This is a genomic window from Quadrisphaera sp. DVD1, from assembly GCF_058932755.1.
The window spans coordinates 1-18,197 of record NZ_JBZYWI010000001.1 but is presented as its reverse complement, the minus strand read 5'-3'; the positions used below and the strand labels follow the sequence as shown (position 1 = coordinate 18,197).

Annotated in this window: 19 protein-coding genes; 7 read left to right on the top strand and 12 right to left on the bottom strand. The window is 75.5% G+C overall.

What is annotated here, in order from left to right:
* Nucleotide 1: 1 nt before the first annotated feature.
* Nucleotides 2-1,051 carry a zinc-dependent alcohol dehydrogenase family protein gene (locus AC5FZL_RS00095; protein ID WP_493616519.1) on the bottom strand — a complete coding sequence of 350 codons (1,050 nt, stop codon included), beginning with the start codon at nt 1,049-1,051 and terminating at the stop codon, nt 2-4.
* Between the two features lie 179 nt (nt 1,052-1,230).
* Here AC5FZL_RS00095 and AC5FZL_RS00090 point away from each other — a divergent pair, with 179 nt between their 5' ends.
* Entirely contained in the window at nt 1,231-2,259 is a 1,029-nt protein-coding gene (locus AC5FZL_RS00090) for a sugar-binding transcriptional regulator (RefSeq protein ID WP_493616518.1), read from the top strand.
* Here AC5FZL_RS00090 and AC5FZL_RS00085 read toward each other — a convergent pair.
* Complete coding sequence (locus AC5FZL_RS00085) at nt 2,250-2,711, bottom strand: hypothetical protein (protein ID WP_493616517.1); 462 nt, start codon at nt 2,709-2,711, stop codon at nt 2,250-2,252. The genes AC5FZL_RS00090 and AC5FZL_RS00085 overlap by 10 nt on opposite strands.
* A 91-nt stretch (nt 2,712-2,802) precedes the next feature.
* Between AC5FZL_RS00085 and AC5FZL_RS00080 the strand changes: the two genes are divergently transcribed.
* Nucleotides 2,803-3,585 (top strand): hypothetical protein, encoded by a 783-nt coding sequence (locus tag AC5FZL_RS00080; RefSeq protein WP_493616516.1) that lies wholly within the window; start codon nt 2,803-2,805, stop codon nt 3,583-3,585.
* Between the two features lie 20 nt (nt 3,586-3,605).
* Here the strand turns inward: AC5FZL_RS00080 and AC5FZL_RS00075 are convergent, their stop codons facing one another.
* From AC5FZL_RS00075 to AC5FZL_RS00045, 7 genes are all read right to left on the bottom strand, one after another.
* Complete coding sequence (locus AC5FZL_RS00075; RefSeq protein WP_493616515.1) at nt 3,606-4,040, bottom strand: SAM-dependent methyltransferase; 435 nt, start codon at nt 4,038-4,040, stop codon at nt 3,606-3,608.
* A gap of 43 nt (nt 4,041-4,083) precedes the next feature.
* A complete protein-coding gene (locus AC5FZL_RS00070; RefSeq protein ID WP_493616514.1) occupies nt 4,084-5,445 on the bottom strand; it encodes a lactate racemase domain-containing protein in 1,362 nt (453 codons plus the stop codon).
* Nucleotides 5,442-6,425 carry an ABC transporter permease gene (locus AC5FZL_RS00065; RefSeq protein ID WP_493616513.1) on the bottom strand — a complete coding sequence of 328 codons (984 nt, stop codon included), beginning with the start codon at nt 6,423-6,425 and terminating at the stop codon, nt 5,442-5,444. Before AC5FZL_RS00065 ends, AC5FZL_RS00070 begins: the two co-directional genes overlap by 4 nt.
* Nucleotides 6,422-7,387, bottom strand: coding sequence for an ABC transporter permease (locus AC5FZL_RS00060; RefSeq protein ID WP_493616512.1), 966 nt, complete (start codon nt 7,385-7,387; stop codon nt 6,422-6,424). The genes AC5FZL_RS00065 and AC5FZL_RS00060 overlap by 4 nt, the downstream gene beginning before the upstream one ends.
* Complete coding sequence (locus AC5FZL_RS00055) at nt 7,384-8,931, bottom strand: sugar ABC transporter ATP-binding protein (protein ID WP_493616511.1); 1,548 nt, start codon at nt 8,929-8,931, stop codon at nt 7,384-7,386. Before AC5FZL_RS00055 ends, AC5FZL_RS00060 begins: the two co-directional genes overlap by 4 nt.
* Nucleotides 8,928-10,019: an ABC transporter substrate-binding protein gene (locus AC5FZL_RS00050; protein ID WP_493616510.1), complete on the bottom strand. Its 1,092-nt coding sequence runs from the start codon at nt 10,017-10,019 to the stop codon at nt 8,928-8,930. Before AC5FZL_RS00050 ends, AC5FZL_RS00055 begins: the two co-directional genes overlap by 4 nt.
* 68 nt (nt 10,020-10,087) lie before the next feature.
* Complete coding sequence (locus AC5FZL_RS00045; RefSeq protein WP_493616509.1) at nt 10,088-10,996, bottom strand: SMP-30/gluconolactonase/LRE family protein; 909 nt, start codon at nt 10,994-10,996, stop codon at nt 10,088-10,090.
* A gap of 377 nt (nt 10,997-11,373) precedes the next feature.
* Between AC5FZL_RS00045 and AC5FZL_RS00040 the strand changes: the two genes are divergently transcribed.
* From AC5FZL_RS00040 to AC5FZL_RS00025, 4 genes are read left to right on the top strand one after another with little or no spacing between them, the layout of a single operon-like run.
* On the top strand, nt 11,374-12,099 hold the full coding sequence (locus AC5FZL_RS00040; RefSeq protein WP_493616508.1) for a FadR/GntR family transcriptional regulator: 726 nt from the start codon (nt 11,374-11,376) through the stop codon (nt 12,097-12,099).
* 17 nt (nt 12,100-12,116) lie between these two features.
* Nucleotides 12,117-13,130 carry a C-terminal binding protein gene (locus AC5FZL_RS00035; protein WP_493616507.1) on the top strand — a complete coding sequence of 338 codons (1,014 nt, stop codon included), beginning with the start codon at nt 12,117-12,119 and terminating at the stop codon, nt 13,128-13,130.
* The gene (gene eda / locus AC5FZL_RS00030; RefSeq protein WP_493616506.1) at nt 13,127-13,786 is read left to right on the top strand and encodes a bifunctional 4-hydroxy-2-oxoglutarate aldolase/2-dehydro-3-deoxy-phosphogluconate aldolase; all 660 of its coding nucleotides are present in this window, start codon (nt 13,127-13,129) and stop codon (nt 13,784-13,786) included. Before AC5FZL_RS00035 ends, eda begins: the two co-directional genes overlap by 4 nt.
* Before the next feature lie 37 nt (nt 13,787-13,823).
* Entirely contained in the window at nt 13,824-14,906 is a 1,083-nt protein-coding gene (locus AC5FZL_RS00025) for a sugar kinase (protein WP_493616505.1), read from the top strand.
* Nucleotides 14,907-15,058: 152 nt separating this feature from the next.
* On the opposite strand, the gene AC5FZL_RS00020 is transcribed toward AC5FZL_RS00025, so the two are convergent.
* The gene (locus tag AC5FZL_RS00020; protein WP_493616504.1) at nt 15,059-16,252 is read right to left on the bottom strand and encodes an FAD-dependent monooxygenase; all 1,194 of its coding nucleotides are present in this window, start codon (nt 16,250-16,252) and stop codon (nt 15,059-15,061) included.
* A 60-nt stretch (nt 16,253-16,312) separates the two neighbouring features.
* Between AC5FZL_RS00020 and AC5FZL_RS00015 the strand changes: the two genes are divergently transcribed.
* Complete coding sequence (locus tag AC5FZL_RS00015; protein WP_493616503.1) at nt 16,313-17,284, top strand: pyridoxal-phosphate dependent enzyme; 972 nt, start codon at nt 16,313-16,315, stop codon at nt 17,282-17,284.
* Between the two features lie 30 nt (nt 17,285-17,314).
* On the opposite strand, the gene AC5FZL_RS00010 is transcribed toward AC5FZL_RS00015, so the two are convergent.
* Together AC5FZL_RS00010 and AC5FZL_RS00005 are read right to left on the bottom strand one after the other, a co-directional pair.
* The gene (locus tag AC5FZL_RS00010) at nt 17,315-17,731 is read right to left on the bottom strand and encodes a GNAT family N-acetyltransferase (protein WP_493616502.1); all 417 of its coding nucleotides are present in this window, start codon (nt 17,729-17,731) and stop codon (nt 17,315-17,317) included.
* A gap of 66 nt (nt 17,732-17,797) precedes the next feature.
* A partial coding sequence (locus tag AC5FZL_RS00005; RefSeq protein ID WP_493616501.1) for an ABC transporter permease subunit occupies nt 17,798-18,197 on the bottom strand: 400 nt, incomplete at its 5' end.

Sequence of the window (18,197 nt, the reverse complement as noted above, 5' to 3'; positions counted from 1 at the left end):
GTCAGCCCCGAGCGCCGGCCCGGTCGTCGTCCCACACGATGCCGATCTTGCCGCCGGCGCCCGCGTCGGCGACCTCGTACGCCCGTCCCGCCTCGGCGAGGGGGAAGGTGGCGGTGACGACGCGGTCGGGGTGCAGGCCCCAGCGGTCGAGGTTCTCGAGCAGCTCGGCCATGCGCACCGTGGAGGTCACCCACGAGCCGTGGACGGTGAGCTGGCGGTGGATGAGCACCTCGGAGACGTCGACGGACAGCTGGCCCCCCTCGCCGACGAGGGCGGCGCGCCCCCAGCGGCGGGTGTGGCGCAGGGCGGTGAGCTGGCCGCGACCGTTGCCGGAGCAGTCGACGGAGGCCTCGGCGCCGTCCCCCAGCAGGGCGGTGAGCTCCTCGTCGCTGCCCGGCACGGCCTCGTCGACGGCGCCGAGCTGCACGGCGAGGGCCCGCCGCTCGGGGCTGGGGTCGGTGCCGATGACGGTGGTGGCGCCCATGGCCCTGCCGAGGAGGCCGGCGGCCAGGCCCACCGGGCCGAGGCCGACGACGAGGAGGCGGTCGCGCCCGGAGACGCCGAGGCGGCACAGGGCCTCGTAGGCGGTGCCGAAGCCGCAGGCCACGCACGCGCCGTCGAGGTAGGACAGGGAGTCCGGCAGGACGAGCAGGTCGCGCTCCTCCGCGAGGAGCCGGTCGGCGTGGCCGCCGTCGCGCTGCCAGCCGTAGGCGGCGCGGCGCGGGGAGGTGCAGCTGATCTGGTACCCGCGCCGGCACTCGTCGCACTGCCCGCAGCCGCTGATGTGGTAGACGACGACGCGGTCGCCGACCCCGATCCGGTCGACCCCCTCGCCGACGGCGACGACGACGCCGCAGGGCTCGTGCCCGCCGACGACCCCCTGGTAGGCCTCGGGGCCCTCCCCCAGGTGCTCGCGGTAGATCGCCCGCAGGTCCGAGCCGCAGATGGTCGAGGCCCGCACGGCGACGAGGACCTGGCCGTGCCCGGGCTCGGGGTCGGCCACCTCGCGCAGGTCGACCGTCGAGTTCCCGGGGAGGAAAGCAGCGAGCACGGGGGCCTCCGAGTGGTGCGTCGTCCTCGACCGGCGTCCGCCTCTCCGGCATGGACTCCGCTCATCTGAGCGGCTATGCTCAGGTGAGCCACCAGGGTGCGCCAGCGACGCAGCCGGTGTCAACGCCTCCGCGACCCTCGCCCAGGCGGTGGTCGGGTCGGCGTGCGAAGAGGGGTCTGATGGCGCGCGGAGCGACGAGCAGCCGGACGTCGTCGGTCCAGGTCGGCGGGCTGGCGCTGGCCGTGGAGGCCGCGCGGCGGTTCCACCTCGACGGCGCCTCGAAGGTGCAGATCGCCGAGGACCTGGGCGTCAGCCGGTTCAAGGTGGCGCGGCTGCTCGAGACCGCGCGCGCGGCCGGGCTGGTGCAGATCCGGGTGGGGATGCCGCCGGAGATCGACGAAGCCCTGTCCGCCCGGCTGTGCAGCGCCCTGGGGCTGCAGCGGGCCGTCGTCATGGCGGGCGCGGTCGAGGAGGTCCCCGACTCCGGAGAGGCTGGCCCGATCGGCGCCGCGGTGGGGCGGATCGCCGCCGGCTACCTGCAGCAGCTGACCAGCGCCGAGGACGTCGTCGGCCTGGCCTGGGGCCACGCGATGTCGCACCTCGGCGCGTCATGGTCGGAGCACGTGCCCGCGACGTTCGTCCAGCTCGCCGGAGCGATCAGCCGGCCGGACGTCCCCGAGAACGCCCCCGAGCTGGTCCGCCGCACCGCGGCCGCAGCCGGTGGGACGGCGGCGACCTTCTACGCCCCCATCGTCATGCCCGACGCCTCCAGCGCCGAGGCGCTGCGCCAGCAGATCGGGGTGCGGGAGGCCATGGCCCTCCTGGACGACCTCACCAAGGCCGTCGTGAGCATCGGGGCGTGGACCCCCGGGGGGTCCACCGTCCACGACTCCCTCGAGCCCGGCGAGCAGGAGCAGCTGAGGGCCGCCGGCGCCGTGGCCGAGACCACCGGGCTGCTCGTGGCCGAGGACGGCACCGTCCTGCGGGCCCTGGCCGACCGCGTCGTCGGCGTCAGCGAGGCGCAGCTGCGCCGCACGCGCCAGGTCTTCGCCATCGCCGTCGGTGCGGCCCGCGCCGACGCCGTGGCCGCTGTCGTGCGCAGCGGCATGGTCACCGGCCTGATCACCCACGCCTCGCTGGCCCGGGAGCTGCTCGGCCGCACCGGAGGCCTCGCGCCGGCAGGCCCTCCGCCGAGCGGTCACCGCTGACGGGTGAGCCGCAGGTCCATCCAGGGCCGCCGCCGCCCGTCCGGTCCCTGCACCTCCCAGTGCGCGTGCATCGACGCGCCGTCGGAGGCCACCCGCAGCGTGGCGCTGGCCGTGCCCGCGTGGAAGGTCCACGTGCCGTCGCGCACGACGGCGGTCGAGGTCTCGACGCCGCCGCGGTCGTCGTAGGCCCGCGTGGGGAAGGCACCGCGCTCGGGGTCGTAGGGCTCGATGACCTCCAGGGCTCGCGTGCGCTCGCCACCGATCTCCACGTCGACGTGGTGGACGACGGTCGGTCCCAGCTCCTCGTAGACGTCGCTGCCGGTGACCGCGGCCACCACGGTCCGCCCGTCCTCGCCGAAGACCTCCCCCTCCGTGCGCCACGCGCCGATCAGGGCAGCCGTCGGAGGCGGCTCGTCGCGGCGCACCGGGACGCCGCGGTGCCGGTCCGTCATGACGCCCCCTCCCCACCACCTCGGGCGAGGCGGCTGCGGAGGGGACGACCCGGCCCGAGCGCGGAAGTCATCGCCGGGCCAGGATGCTGCGGTGGGCGCGAGCGGGTTGACCTGGACCGGCGACGTCTCGCTCGGCGCGTGGATCGCCCCGCGCCTGGGGCCGTTCGGCGGGTGGGTGGGCTCCGTGGTCCCCCGCGGCTTCCCCGCCTGCGCGCGCGTGCTGCACCCCGTGCGCGACCGCGAGGGGCGGCCCACCACGTGGGCGGCGGTGTGCGAGACGACCGGCCGCACCCCGCACGCCCTGGTGCAGTGGCGGTCGATCTGCCGGCCACCCGTCGGGCACGACGCCGGGCGCGCGTGGGACGGCGAGGAGCCGCAGGAGGGCGACCTGGAGGCCACGGCGCTCGAGGCCCTGTGCCGGGTGCTGGCCGGTCACACCCCGCGGGGTGCGGAGTGCTGCTTCGCCCTGTGGGAGGGCCACGGCTGGATCCGCGGCAGCCCCTCGGTCGTCGCGTTCGGGTTCCCGCCGGGCTCCACGAGCACCGACGTGCCCCCGGCGTTCGACGCGACGGTGCTGGCGGGCCCGCGGCTGCACCTCCCCGGACGCGACCACCTCCTGTTCACCGGGCCCCTCGAGGCCGCGACCGACCTGGGCTGGCGGCCGGCGCCGGACTGGTTCGTCCCCCAGTCCCCCAACCTGCTCTGGCCCGCGGACCGGTCCTGGTGCGTCGCCACGGAGATCGACTTCGACTCGACCCTGGTGGCGGGCAGCGCCGCCCTCGTCGACTCCGTCCTGGCCGATCCCGACCTCGAGGCCTGGCCGGTCGACCCGGGCGACGACCTCACCGTCCACGGCGACGGCGTCAACGACTGAGCGGCGAGCGGCTCCGCGGGCTAGGGCCGGTCGAGGGAGAGCTCGCGCAGCGGGCTCCCGCCGTCGACGAACAGCCGGGCACCTGGGGCGGTGGCCGCGGCGAGGCGGCGCAGCACCTGGCGACCGGCCTGCGGGTGGCGGCCGTCCAGGGCCCCGACGCGGACGGCGAAGACCAGGTCGAACGGCTCGTCCCCGGGCAGGAGGACGAAGTCCTCGGCCGCGACGTGGCGCAGGCGCAGCCGCCCGGAAGCGATCTGGGTGGCCCCTGCCTCCGCCGCCTGCGCGATGGCCACCGCCGACCGGTCGATGCCGAGCACGTGTCCGGTGACGAGCCGGTCGGCCACGGCGCGCGCCGCCGCACCGGGCCCGCAGCCGATCTCCAGCACGCGCGAGTGCGGCAGCAGGGGCAGGGCGTCGACGACCGCGGCGAGGCGGGGCGACAGGCCGCTCGGCACGCTCAGGAGGCCGGCGGCGGAACGGCCGCGCTGGCGTCCTCGCTCATCCGTCCAGGCCCTCGCGCGAGGGCGACCGCCCGTCCGGCTCGCCGGCGCCCCCGGACGCGGCCCCCGGGCGCAGCCGGTAGAGGACCTCTCCGGCGTGGGGCTCGACGAAGGTGTCCGGGTCGCGGAGGCAGGCGTCGAGGTCCACGGTCGCCGGGTCCCGGTAGGACAGGTTCACCGAGCGGACGACGTCCTCGGGGATGCCCGTCGCGAGGGTCACGGTGACCCGGTTGCGCTCGCCCTCCTCGGGGCTCCACGTGCCCTGCCCCCGCAGGTGGGTGGAGTGCGCCAGGTCGCCCCAGGGGTGGTGGCGGAAGCGGTCCCACTGGCCCAGGAAGTAGTCGCGGTTGTGGTACCCGATCTCGCTGATGTGGGGGTGCATCACCGAGATCTCGGTGATGTGCGGCGCGTAGATGATCACCTCACCGCCGTCCGCCACGATCGGCTCGAGCTTGTAGAAGCCCTTCGCCGCGGTCCAGATGTCCTGGTACTTCTCGGGCATCACCGACACGACCCGCTGCACCGGGTGGTCGAAGTAGGTGATGTGCGTCTGCGCGGAGACGGCCGCGCACGCCGCCCAGGCCTCCTCCGGCGTGCCGAAGGAGGCCGCGTGGAGGGTGTCCGTTCCCGAGGCGACCACCAGGCACAGGGCCAGCCGCCGGGCGGGGACCAGGCTCGCGGCCTCGTCGATGAGGGCCCGCACGGGCGTCGTCCCGCCGGTCCCGATCATCTCGGCGCTGGTGACCAGCGCGCCGACCCAGTGCGACACGTCGATGAGCTCGGGCCCCGAGACGCCGGGGAAGAAGTACTTGTTGCCCCCGGAGAAGCCGACCACCTCGTGCGGGAAGACCGGCCCGATGAGCAGCGCCACGTCGGCGTCGGCGACGTGGCGGTTGATCCGCACGTCGACGGAGACCCCGGTGAGCAGCCCGCCGGTGATCTCGCCGAGCCGCTCGGCGCTGATCCGCCCGAGGTGCGTCAGCGCCCCCTCCGACGCCCACTCGTGGTTGACGATCCGCCAGCCCGGGTAGGTCTCCTGCGGCGCTGACGGGTCGAGGCCCAGGTGGGTGGCCAGGGCCTCCTCGCTCATGCTCTGGTGCGTGCCGAGGGCGATGACCACCGTGACCTCGGAGGCGCGCCCGGACAGCGCCTGGTGCACGGCTCCCAGGAGCGCCGGCAGCGGGCAGGTGCGCGTGCCGTCGGGCACCACGAGGCAGACCCGCTTGCCGTCGAGGTCGGCGCCGGCGAGGGCGTCCAGCACGAAGCGGCGGACCTCCTCGTGCGGCAGCTGCTGCCCCGGGCCGCCGACCACCGCCGCGCGGGCGCCGGCGGTCCCCGGGTCCTGCTCCTGGCTGCTCACCTGCGCGTGGTCCTCGCGGTGAACGCCAGCAGCATCAGGAGGATGACGGCGCCGTAGGCGATGTTCTGGCCGGCCTGCGGGATGCCCACCACGCGCAGGATGCTCAGCAGGAGCACCGTGATGAGCACGCCGGCGACGGTACCGCCGTAGCCTCCCCGACCGCCGAAGATGCTCACGCCGCCGAGGACGACCGCCGCGATCGACGCCAGCTGGTAGCTGCTCCCGGACCCCAGGTAGCTGGACCCGGTGTACCCGGTGAGCAGGAAGCCCGCGACGGCCGCCGTGATGCCGGACAGCGTGTAGAGGGTGATGACCGTGCGAGTGACCGGGACCCCCGCGTAGAAGCTCGCCTCGCGGTTGAGCCCGGTCGCGTAGATCAGCCGCCCGGTGACGCTCCGCCGCAGCACCACCACGGTGATGGCGGCCAGCAGCGCCCAGACGAGCACGCCGGTGGTGAGGAACCCCGCGTAGCGGTGGGTCATCAGGGAGTTCAGCAGGGGGCTGGAGGTGCCGCGCGGCGCCCCGTTCGTCAGGAGGTACCCGACGCCGGTGACGATCGTCATCGTCGCCAGGGTCGCCACGAGGTCCGGGACGCGGATGAAGGCGATCACGGCGCCGTTGACCAGGCCGACCGCGGCCCCGATGGCGAGGGACACGAGCAGCGCCAGCGGCAGGTCGGCGTCGTTCCCGTCCAGGACGGCGGCGGTCATGAGGTTGGCCAGGGTGACGACGGCCCCCACGGACAGGTCGATGCCCGAGATGAGGATGACCAGCGTCTGGCCGATGGCCACGACCCCGAGGATCGCCGCCAGCTGGAGCAGGCTCCCGATCTGGGCCGCCTCCAGGTAGCCCGGGGAGATCAGCACGGTGACGACGTACAGCCCCGCGAGGGTGATGAAGGGCAGCACCGGCCGCAGCTGCGCCGTCCGCGACCGGCTGCGCGAGGGGCTGGTCGGGGGGCTGGCGGTGGTCGTCGTCATGCTGTCGCCTCCCTGCGCTGGCGCAGTGTGCGGGCCGCGTAGGGGATGCCCAGTGCAGCGATGAGCAGGATGCCTGTCACGAGGTACTGGTAGTAGGTGTTGACGCCGAGCGAGAACAGCAGGTTGTTGATGAAGCTCAGCACCAGCGCGCCGGCCACGGGGCCGGCGACGGTGCCCCGGCCGCCCGAGAGGGCCACGCCGCCGATGACCGCGGCGGCGATCGCGTTGAGCGTGTAGGCGCTGCCGATGTTCGGGTCGCCCGAGCCGGCGTTCATCGTGATGAAGATCCCGCCGAGGGCGGCGAAGAACGCGGCCAGGACGTAGGCGCGGATCTTCACGGACCGCACCTTGACCCCGCTGGTGAAGGCGGCCGACTCGTCGTTGCCGACGGCGTACAGCGCCGTGCCGAACCGGCTCCGGCGGATCGGCCACCACAGCAGGACGGGGATGGCCACGAGCAGCAGCACCACCACGGGGACGGGCCCGACCAGCAGGAGGACCGTGTTCGTGAACGAGGCCGGCAGCTCGCCCCGGGGGCTCGGCAGGATGTACAGGGCCACACCGAAGAGCACCGACGAGGTGGCCAGGGTGACGATGAGCGCCGGCAGCTCGAACACGGCCACGAAGATCCCGTTGACCAGCCCGGCGACGAGGGCCGCGGCCACGGCCACGGCCACCCACACCGCGAGGCTCCCGCCGGCGATGGAGCCGTGGGCGATGATCACGTTCACCAGGGTCAGGGTCGCCCCGATCGACAGGTCGATGCCGCGGGAGACGATGACGACGGTCGCGCCGATGGCGGCCATCGCCAGCGGCAGCTTCTGGGCGAAGGTGTTGGTGATCGACACGACGTCGAGGTTGGGCGTGGCCGCCATCCAGGCCACCACGATCACCAGCAGCACCGCGTAGGCGACCGGTGTGGCGGGGTCGCGGCGCAGGTAGCGCCTGATCGAGGCGGTCACGCCGCCTCCGCCCCGGCCGCGAACGAGGCGCCCGTGATGTTCTCCTCGGTGAGGTCGTCCCCGGAGAACTCGGCGACGACGTGGCCCCCGGAGATGACGAGGACGCGGTCGCACACGCCGATCACCTCGCTGAGGTCGGTGGACATCAGCAGGATGCCGCGGCCCTGCGCGGCGAGGTTCCGCAGCAGCACGTAGATCTCGTACTTCGTCCCGACGTCGATCCCCCGCGTGGGGTCGGCGAAGAGGTAGACGGACGGGTCCACCAGCAGCGCCTTGCCGATGACCACCTTCTGCTGGTTGCCGCCCGAGAGCCCGCCCGAGACGATCGAGGCGTCCGGGGGTCGGATCGCCATCGTCGCCAGGCTCACGTCGGCCGCCGCCTTCTCGCGGCGCGAGGAGATGAACCCGAAGCGGGCCATGGACCTGATCGTCGGCAGCGTGAGGTTGCGCGCGATGGAGAAGGGCAGCACGAGGCCGTGCCGCTTGCGGTCCTCGGGGACGAGGGCCATCCCGCTGCGCAGCGCCTTCGAGGGCCGGCGGAAGGGGCCGACCGCGGTCCCCAGGCGCACCTGGCCGGTCGACGGCCGGACGCCGGCGAGCCCCTCGAGGAGCTCGTTCTGGCCGTTGCCGGCGAGCCCGGCGATGCCGACGACCTCGCCGGGGCGCACCTGCAGCGAGACGTGGCTGACGCGCGTGCCGGGGACGGAGAAGTCCGAGACCTCCAGCAGCGGCCGGCTGCGGTCGCCGTCGTAGGGGTCCCCGCGCGGGGGGAAGAGCGCCTCGAGCTTGCGCCCGACCATGAGCCGCACCAGCGTCTCCGAGTCGATCTCCGCGGCCGGGAGCGTGGCGACGGACTCGCCGTCCTTGAGGACGGTGAAGCTGTCGCAGACGGCGAACATCTCCGACAGCCGGTGCGTGATGAGGACGACGCTCGTCCCCCCGGCCCGCAGGCGCCGGACCAGCTCGAGGAGCCTGGCGACCTCGGCCTCGCGGAGGCCCGACGTCGGCTCGTCGAGGATGAGCACCCTCGGCCCGGACACCAGCGCCTTGGCGATCTCGACGAGCTGGCGGTCGGCGAAGTCGAGGTCCCTGACCATGTCGTGCACGGACGCGGTCGAGCCGACCGTGGCGAGGGCCTCGGCGGCGCGGCGGTCCCGCTCCTTCGTGTCGACGAAGGGGCCGCGCATCGGCTCCTGCGACAGGAAGACGTTCTCGCTCACCGACAGGTGCTCGAGGACGGACAGCTCCTGCGCCACGGCGGCGATGCCCGCCGCGCGGGCGACCGCCGGGGTGAGGTGCTCCTGGGGCTGCCCGTCGTAGAGCACCTCACCGGCGTCGGGCGTGTAGATGCCCGAGAGGACCTTGAGCAGCGTCGACTTGCCGGCCCCGTTCTCCCCCGCCAGGCCGATCACCGTCGAGGGGGGGACGACGAGGTCCACGCCCTTGAGCGCGTGGACCCCGCCGAACCTCTTGCGGACGCCGCGCAGCTCGACGACGGGGCCCGGCGAGGGAGCCGGGCGGTGGTCCTCAGGCCGCGACGTCACTGCTTCCCGCCGTAGTACTTCTGGATGGACTCCTCGCTGAGCTTGGTCGGCAGGAAGAACGCGTCCGGCAGGTCGGGGCGCACGTACTCCTCCAGGGTGTCCTGGGTGATGACCGGCAGCTCGACCTCGGGCGTGCGGCCCGGGTCCTCACCGCGGACGGCCTTGAGCGCCACCTCCAGCGCGTCCGCCGACAGCGACGGCGGGTTGGAGGGAGCGATCGACTCGAAGCCGCTGCTGTCCTTGAGCTGCTTCCACTTCTTGAGGAAGCCGTTGTAGCCCTCGCCGGGGATGGGGACGACGGCCGCGCCGCGCTGCTCGATGGCGTTGATGGCCCCGAGGCTGGGGCCCCCGCCCTGGGAGTAGATGCCGGCGACGTCCGGGTTGGCGGACAGCAGGTCGGCTGCGGCGGACTGGCCCTTGGCCTGGTCCCAGTCGGTGTTGGCGCCGCCCGCGACGGTGATCCCGGCCTCCTCGAGCGCTGCCGTGGCGCCGGCGAGGCGCTGGTCGTTGACCGGGCTGCCCGCTGCGCCGTCCAGGGTGACGACCGAGTCGCCGCTCTGGAGCTTGGAGGCCAGCCACTCGCCGCCGATGCGGCCGAACTCCTCCTGGTCGACGTTGACGACGATGCCGTTCTCGCTGGAGACCTCGTTGTCGAAGGAGACCACGAGCACGCCCTGCGCGTGCGCCCGCTGGACCGCGCTGTTGAGCGCCGTCTCCGAGGCCGCGTCGATGAGGAGGATGTCGACGCCGCGGGTGAGCAGGTCGTTGATGTCGGACAGCTGCTTGTCGACGCTGTTGTTCGCGTCGGTGACGATGAGGTCCTCGATGTCGTCGCCGTGCCGGGCCACGGCGTCCTCGAGCTCGTAGATGATCTGGGTGCGGAAGGCGTTGCCGGCGAAGGAGTTCGAGAAGCCGACCGTGAGCTTCCCCTCCTTCGGGGGGACCATGTACGGCGCGGTGCTGGCGCTGTCGCCGCCGCCCTCCGCCTGACCGGCGGTGGAGCAGCCCGTCGCTCCGAGGAGCAGGGCGGACACGGCGACGCCGGCCGCCAGCAGGGTGCGGCGCCGGGGGGCTCTCGAGGTGGTCATGGCTGTCTGCTCCTTGGTGAGGGGGTTCTGGAGGGCTGGAGGGCCGGGCGCGGGGACCGCGGAGCCGGTCAGGACGTCGTCGCGCCGACGGGTGCGTGCGGCGGGGCGGTCGCCGCGCCGAGGGCGGCGCGCGCCTCGGCCCGCCCCTGGGTGCCGGTGGGGACGAGCAGCACGCGCCCCGCGAGCGGCTCCCGGTCGCGCCCCAGGCTCGCCGACGTGATGGCCAGGGTCGCCAGGTCGGAGCCGACGAAGGCGGCGCTGGTCGGGCGGCTCACGGGGAGCGCCAGCTCGAGGTCGACGGCTCCGTCGGGGCGGTAGCGGACGACCTTGCCGCCGTCCCACTTCGCCGCCCACACGCACCCGTCGACGTCCACGGTGAGCCCGTCAGGCACGTAGCCCGCGGGGTCCTCCGCGAAGACCCGCCGGCCGGACAGCCGGCCGGCGTCCAGGTCGAAGTCGAACACCCAGATGCACCGCGCGAGGGAGTCGGTGTAGTAGAAGCGGCGGTCGTCCGGGGACCACCCGAGCCCGTTGGACGTCGTGACGGCGCCGAACTGCTCCTCGCAGCGACCCTCGGCCCAGCGGTAGAAGGCGCTGGTCGCCTCGGTCTCCGGGTCGTGCATGGTCCCGAACCACAGCCGGCCGGCCCGGTCGGTCTTGCCGTCGTTGATCCGGTGGCAGCTGGTGTCGAAGTCGCCGCGCCACAGCGCGGTCCACCGGCCGTCGGCGTAGCGGTGCAGCCCGTCGCGCAGGCCGGCCACGAGCCCGCCCTGGTCGTCGGGCACGACGAACCCCACGTCGCTGGCGGTGGGGACCGGCGGCTCCTCCGCGCCGTCGAGCGACGAGCGGCGGACCAGGTGGCGCTTGATGTCGACCCACAGCAGCTGCTGCGCGCTCGCGTCCCACCAGGGCCCCTCGCCCAGCACGTCGCGCGACGCGCTGTCGAGCACGTCGACGTCAGCCGGCTGGCGTGACATCACCGCACCGCGTGGTGGGAGTGCGCCCCGTGGGCGCAGGAACGTCCCGTGCTCATCGCTGGCTCCTTCGCCAGAGGTGTGACCTCTTCGTCGTCACGCCGAGCCTGCCAGCGCTCTCCGAGCGCTGTCAACCGCAGACACGCCGGTTCTTGAGGTCAACTGGTCCGACCACCTGGCGACTCTTGCGGCGCGGGGTGAGCGTCCCCGACGCTGGAGGCGCCGCATGGGCGGCCGGCGCCGGCTCCGGTGTCGCCTCGCGACGCTCTTGAGCCGACTGGTCAGACCAATTATTGTGACTCTCGACGGACACTGGGGTCGTCACTCGGCGGAGGCCGAGTCTCGTGCTGGGGAGCAGCTGAGATGGTCGGACCACTCGCATGAGCGGCGGCACCGCACCGGAGCGCGTCGTCGCCCTCCTGCGCGACCAGATCGCCGATGGCGCCCTGGCTCCGGGGGACCGGCTCCCGCGCGAGCGGGACCTCGCAGCGGAGCTCGGCGTCTCCCGCTCCGCGCTGCGCGAGGCGATCAGCGCGCTGGCCGTGATGGGGCTCCTGGAGACCCGCCACGGATCGGGGACGTACGTGACCGCCCTGGGCCCGGAGGACCTCCTCGCCGGCGTCGGCCTCGTGGCCTCGGTCATGCCCTCGGGGTCGGTCACGGAGCTCGCCGAGTTCCGCCGCCTGGTCGAGCCGCCCGTCGCCGGCCTGGCCGCCACCCGCGCCACGCCGGAGGACCTCGCCCGCATCGAGGCGGTGCACGCCGAGATGGAGCGCACCACCGACCCCGCCCGCTACGCCGAGCTGGACTCGGACTTCCACCGCGCGGTCGTGGCCGCCGCGGGCAACCAGGTCATCAGCGCGGTGTTCGCCGCGCTCGTCCTCGGCGACGCCTGGAGGCGGATGTGGCAGGGCCTGACCCGCGACCACGTGCCCGCGCGGACCCGGCAGGACCACGCGGACATCCTCGTCGCCCTCCAGACCGGCGACTCCGCGCTCGCCATCGCCGTCGAGACGTCCCACACCGCTGCGACGCAGCGGCACCTGCGCACGCCGCGACCATCGGAAGCGGCGCCGGACAGCACGCCCCAGCCCGACCGACGATGACCACCGAGGAGCGACCGATGCAGGGCCAGCCGACGCCGACGACCGACCGCGAGGTGGCCCCGCCCGCCCGCCGGGTGGTCATCACCGAGTACGACCAGGAGTCGGTGGCGATCGAGCAGGAGGTGGCGGCGTCGCGCGGCGTGGAGCTCGTGCGCGCCGACTGCCGGACCGAGGACGACGTGATCAGCGCGGGGTCCGGGGCCGGCGCCCTCGTGGTGCAGTACGCGCAGATCACCGACCGCGTCCTGGCGGCCCTGCCGGACCTGCGGGTGGTCAGCAGGTACGGGGTCGGCGTGGACACCGTGGACGTCGCGGCGGCCACCCGGCACGGGGTCGCCGTGTGCAACGTGCCCGACTACGGGACCGAGGACGTCAGCGACCACGCCGTCGCCCTCGCCCTGGCGCTGGCCCGGGGCGTCGCCCGGCTCGACCGAGGCGTGCGGCGCGGCGAGCACTCGCTCGCCCCGGCCAAGCCGCTGCACCGGATCGCCGGGCGCGTGTTCGGCGTCGTCGGGCTCGGCCTGATCGGCACCGCGACCGCCCGCAAGGCGCGCGGCCTCGGGTACTCGGTGATCGGCTGCGACCCCCTGAGGGCACCGGGGACCGTGACCGACGAGGGCATCGCCGTGGTCTCCTTCGACGACCTCGTCGCGAGCGCCGACGTGATCTCCCTGCACGTGCCGCTGAACGCCCACACCCACCACCTCATCGGCGCCGAGGCGCTGTCCCGCACCCGGCCGGGCGCCGTCCTGGTGAACACGTGCCGCGGTGGCGTGGTCGACACCGCCGCGCTGCTCGACGCGCTGGACGGCGGCCGCCTGCTCGGGGCGGCGCTCGACGTCTTCGAGGAGGAGCCGCTGCCGGCCTCGAGCCCCCTCGTGCAGCGGGAGGACGTGGTGCTCACGCCGCACGCCGCCTGGTACAGCGAGGAGTCCGAGCAGGAGCTCAAGCGCCGCGTGCTCGAGAACGCGGCCGACGTCCTCGACGGCCGGCGTCCCCGCAACGTCGTCAACCCCGAGGTGCTGGCATGACCGCCGGCGAGGGCCGGCGGGAGCCGGGGGCCGACGTCCTGGCCTCGCTCAGCGCCGCGCGCCTCGTCCCCGTGGTCGTGGTCGACGACGCCGCGGACGCCGGCCCGCTGGCCGGCGCCCTCGTGGCCGGCGGGCTGCCCGTCGCCGAGGTCACCTTCCGCACGCCGGCCGCGGCCGACGCCATCCGCGCCATGGCGGAGCGGGGCGACGTCCTCGTCGGGGCCGGCACGGTGCTGACGCCCGCCCAGGTCGACCTGGCCGTCGCCGCGGGAGCCCGCTACGTCGTCTCCCCCGGCCTCAGCCGCGCCGTCGTGGAGCGCTGCCGCGAGCACGGCGTGCTGCCCCTGCCGGGCGCCGTCACGGCCACCGAGGTCCAGGCCGCGCTGGAGCTGGGGCTGGCCACCGTCAAGTTCTTCCCCGCGGGCACCTCCGGCGGCGCCGCGGCGATCGCCGCGCTCACCGCCCCCTTCGCGGGGGTGCGCTTCGTCCCCACGGGCGGCATCGGGCCGGCCAGCGTCCACGACTACCTCGCCGTCCCCGCGGTGGTCGCCGTGGGCGGCTCGTGGATGGTCCCGCGGGACCGGGTCCGGGCCGGCGACCTCGCCACCGTCCAGCGGCTCACCGCCGAGGCCGTGGCGCTCGTCCGCGCGTCCTGAGCAGTCCCGTCCCGCCACCACCCCCGAGGAGCACGCCGTGGCCGACCTGACGATCCGCCCCGCGGACGAGTGCCGCTACGACCTCGTGGCCCTGGGCGAGGTGATGCTGCGCCTGGACCCCGGCGAGGGCCGGGTGCGCACCGCGCGGACCTTCACGGCGTGGGAGGGCGGCGGGGAGTACAACGTCGCACGCGGGCTGCGACGCACCTTCGGCCGGCGCACCGCCGTGGTCACCGCCCTCGTCGACAACGAGGTCGGCCGGCTGCTGGAGGACCTCGTCCTCACCGGCGGGGTCGACACCTCCCTGATCCGCTGGGTCGGCCACGACGGCGTGGGGCGCGCCGCCCGCAACGGCCTGAACTTCACCGAGCGCGGCTTCGGGGTGCGCCCAGCCGTGGGCACCTCCGACCGCGGCCACACCGCGGTGAGCCAGATGCGGCCGGGGCAGGTCGACTGGGACCACCTCTTCGGCGCCCTCGGGGTGCGCTGGCTGCACACCGGCGGGATCTTCGCCGGGCTCAGCGAGAGCACCGCCGAGGTGGCCCTGGAGGCGGTCGCCGCCGCCCGGCGCCACGGCACGGTCGTCTCCTACGACCCGAACTACCGCCCGAGCCTGTGGGAGTCCCAGGGAGGCCGTGCCAGGGCGCGCGAGGTCAACAGCGCGGTGGCCGCGTACGTCGACGTCATGATCGGCAACGAGCAGGACCTGGTGGGCGGCCCCGACGGCGGCTCCGGTCCGGTCCAGGGCGAGGACGCGGCCGCAGCGGTGGAGCGGATGAGCGCTGCCCACCCCCAGTTCGCCGTCATCGCCACGACGCTGCGGACGGTGCACAGCGCCACGGTCAACGACTGGGGGGCGGTGGGGTGGTCACCGAGCACGGGCCTCGTGCGCGCCGTCCACCGCGAGCGCCTGGAGGTCCTGGACCGCGTCGGCGGAGGCGACTCCTTCGCGTCGGGGCTCATCCACGGCCTGCTGGCCGGTGAGGGCCTGCCCACGGCGCTGGAGCTCGGGACGGCGCACGGAGCCCTGGCGATGACCACCCCGGGGGATGCCAGCGCGGCCAGCGAGGCCGACGTGCTCGCCCTCGCCGGCGGAGCCCGCGCCCGCGTGCAGCGCTGACCCCGAAGGCTCGGGACGCTCCCCGCCGTCACCGCCGCGGAGGGCCGAGCACGCGCTGCGCGTTCGTCGTGGACGCCGCGACGGCGCTCGGCGCGGCGGTCGTGGCCCACGCGCTGGCCTGGCACCTCGCCCGGGCGGTCCGCCGCGCGCGGTCAGGACGGCGCGCCGGCGCCGGGCGGCCGCCAGTCCACGACGGCGTCCAGGCCCCGCGCGACCACGCGGGCCGGGACCCGGGTCATCACCCGGCCGGCACCGTTCCGGAGCCGCACGCCCAGCGGTGACGAGGCCTGCGTGAGGCGCGCCGCGGACCGGGAGCGGGCCGCGATCCGGGTGGTCCGCGGCAGGCGCAGGGCGCCGTAGCGGTCGAGGGCGCCGAGCACGTCGGCCGCGGTGGCGGCCCGGGCGACGAGCGCGGCGAGCGTCACGGCGTCCTCGAGGGCCAGGCACCCGCCCTGGCCGAGCTCGGGGGTCATGGCGTGCGCGGCGTCCCCCACCAGCGCCACGCGCCCGGCGGTCAGGCGCGGCAGCGGCGTCCGCAGGTCCATGACGTCGTGGTGCAGGACGTCGAGCGGGCCGGCGCCGGCGAGGACCTGCGGGATGGGGTCGTGCCAGGCGCCGAACCGCCGCCGCAGCTCGGCCGCCTCGTCGTCGTGCCGGACGCCGGCCGGCGTCGTCGCGGTGGCGTAGCAGTAGACCCGCCCGCCGGCCATGGGCACGACGGCGAAGCGCTGCCCGCCGGGGCCCCAGGTCTCCGACCCGGTCGCCCCGGCCGGCGCGGGGGCCACCAGGCGCCACGCGGTGTACCCGGCGTAGACGGGCCCGGGGTGGCCGGGGAAGAGGCCGGCCCGGATCCGGGACCAGGTGCCGTCCGCCGCGACCACGAGGTCGGCCTCGAGCTCGCGCCCGTCGCCGAGCCGCACGCGCGCCGGGCCGTCGAGAGCCGGGTCTCCCGGCTCGACACCGCCCACCGGGCAGCCCAGGCGCAGCACGCCCGCGGGCAGCGCGCCCACGAGCAGGTCGACCAGCTCCGTGCGCTCGAGGACCACGAGCGGGTCCGCGAACCGGGCCCGGACGGCGTCGGCGACGTCGCTGCGGCCCAGCCACCGCCCGTCGGGCAGGCGGACGCCGCTCCCCGCGCCGAGCGCGGCCCGGCTGCGGACGGCGTCGCCGAGGCCGAGCGCGTCCAGGGCGCGCAGCGCGTTGGGCCACAGGCTGATCCCCGCCCCGCGCGGCTCGAGCCGCGGAGCACGCTCGAACACCGCCACGTCCCATCCGGCCCGCGCCAGGCCGGCGGCCGCCGCCAGCCCGCCGAGGCCCGCTCCGACCACCACCGCGCGCACCGGCACCACGCTCCTCCTCGCCCGCCGTCGCGTCGAGGGCCGGGGCGCGGTGGTAGGGATGGCCGCATGATCGCTGCAGATGCCCAGCGCGTCGCCCTGGGCACGTGGCCCACGCCGCTCGAGCCCGCTCCGCGCCTGGCCATCGCCCTCGGGCTGCACCCGGACGACCTGTGGATCAAGCGCGACGACCTGGGCGGGCTCGGAGGCGGCGGCAACAAGGTCCGCAAGCTCGAGCACACCCTGGGCCGGGCGGTGCACCGCGGCGCGCGGGCGGTGGTCACCAGCGGGGCGGCCCAGAGCAACCACGCCCGCCTGACCGCGGCGGCCGCAGCGCGCCTGGGGCTCGCGGCGGTGCTGGTCCTCGAGGGCGACCCGCCGGCCGAGCTCCGCGGCAACGCGCTGCTGGACGCGCTGCTGGGCGCCCGCCTGGTGTGGGCGGGTCCGGTGGACGCCGCCGCGCTGGCCGCGCGCGTGGAGCAGGAGGCCGAGGCGCTGCGATCGGCGGGGACGCCGACCGAGGTGGTGCCCTTCGGCGGGTCCAGCGTGGTGGGCGCGCGCGGGTACGCCGAGGCCGGCGCGGAGCTGCTGGACCAGCTCTCCGACCTGGACACCGTCGTGGTCGCCGTCGGGTCAGGCGGCACCATGGCCGGGCTGGTGCACGCCCTGGGGGCCGAGCGCGTGCTGGGCGTGGACGTCGGCGCCGTCCCCGACCCGCTCGAGCGGGTCGGGCACCTGGCCGGCGGCCTGGCGCGCGAGGACGGGACCCCGGTGCCCGGCCCGCTGCGGCTGCGCCGCGACCTGGTGGGGGCCGGCTACGCCACCCTGACGCCGCAGGCCCAGGAGGCGATGGTCCTGGTCGCCCGCACGGAGGGCGTCGTGCTCGACCCGGTCTACACCGCACGCGCCGCCGCCGGGCTGGTGGCCGCGGTCGCGGAGGGTGACGTTCCTGCGAGCCGACGCACCGTGCTGCTGCACTCCGGGGGCCTGCCGGGCCTCTTCGGCCATCCCAGCGCCCCGGACCTGGCCGACGCTCCCTGAGGCGCACCGGGCGGGGCGGGCCGCCCCGGGTCAGCCGCGGGCGGAGACCTCGAGGTCCTTGGAGCACAGGACGTCGGGGTGGGAGAGGTAGCCGAGGCGGGTCCAGAACTCCAGGGCCCCGGGGTCCTGCGGCACCACGAGCAGGTTGATCCGCGGCACGCCGAGCCGGGCGAAGCGCGCCTCCAGCTCGCGCACGAGCGCGGTGGCCACCCCCTGGCGCCGGTGCTGCGGGTGCACCGCCAGCCGCCAGATCCACCCCCGGCGCCCGTCGAAGGTGCCCAGCACGACCCCGCGCAGGCCGTCCCCGTCGTCGTCGACGAGCAGCAGGTCGGGCGTGTGCTCCAGCGTGGCCCGCAGCTCGGGCAGCGGGACCACCACGCGGCCGGCCTGCTCCCACACCCGCACCACCGCCGGGTAGTCCGCCTCCACGTACGCGCGCACGCCCACGACCGCTCCCCTCCCGCCACGCCCGCCAGCCGGCCGGACGCCTCGGCGCCACCCTCGCAGGTGCGCTCAGCGCAGCGCCCGCCGGGCGGCGCCGCCCAGCAGGTCCACCGACGCGGTGAGCACCACGAAGGCGGCCACCGTCGTGGCCGCGGCCGGCCAGTCGAACGCCGCCGACTGGCGGGCCAGGAGGTAGCCGAGCCCCCCGGCGCCGACCAGGCCCACGACGACCGCCTCGCGGACGACGACCCCGCCCCGGTAGACCGCGTAGGCCAGCAGCTGCGGCGCCGCCCGCGGCAGCGCGCCGTAGGCGAAGGCGGCGGCGCGCCCGGCTCCAGACGCGCGCAGCGCCTGCTCCGGCCGGGGGTCGAGGTCCTCCACGGACTCCGCGGCGAGGCGGCCCAGGACGCCGACCTCGTGCACCGCCAGCCCCACGGCGCCCGGCAGCACCCCCGGGTGGGTGAGGAAG

What these genes read in the sequence shown, in the direction of transcription:
- AC5FZL_RS00090 (WP_493616518.1), top strand. Translation starts at nt 1,231, where the DNA reads ATGGCGCGCGGAGCGACGAGCAGCCGGACGTCGTCGGTCCAGGTCGGC.
- AC5FZL_RS00085 (WP_493616517.1), bottom strand. Translation starts at nt 2,711, where the DNA reads ATGACGGACCGGCACCGCGGCGTCCCGGTGCGCCGCGACGAGCCGCCT.
- AC5FZL_RS00065 (WP_493616513.1), bottom strand. Translation starts at nt 6,425, where the DNA reads ATGACGACGACCACCGCCAGCCCCCCGACCAGCCCCTCGCGCAGCCGG.
- AC5FZL_RS00050 (WP_493616510.1), bottom strand. Translation starts at nt 10,019, where the DNA reads ATGACCACCTCGAGAGCCCCCCGGCGCCGCACCCTGCTGGCGGCCGGC.
- AC5FZL_RS00045 (WP_493616509.1), bottom strand. Translation starts at nt 10,996, where the DNA reads ATGTCACGCCAGCCGGCTGACGTCGACGTGCTCGACAGCGCGTCGCGC.
- AC5FZL_RS00040 (WP_493616508.1), top strand. Translation starts at nt 11,374, where the DNA reads ATGAGCGGCGGCACCGCACCGGAGCGCGTCGTCGCCCTCCTGCGCGAC.
- AC5FZL_RS00035 (WP_493616507.1), top strand. Translation starts at nt 12,117, where the DNA reads ATGCAGGGCCAGCCGACGCCGACGACCGACCGCGAGGTGGCCCCGCCC.
- eda (WP_493616506.1), top strand. Translation starts at nt 13,127, where the DNA reads ATGACCGCCGGCGAGGGCCGGCGGGAGCCGGGGGCCGACGTCCTGGCC.
- AC5FZL_RS00015 (WP_493616503.1), top strand. Translation starts at nt 16,313, where the DNA reads ATGATCGCTGCAGATGCCCAGCGCGTCGCCCTGGGCACGTGGCCCACG.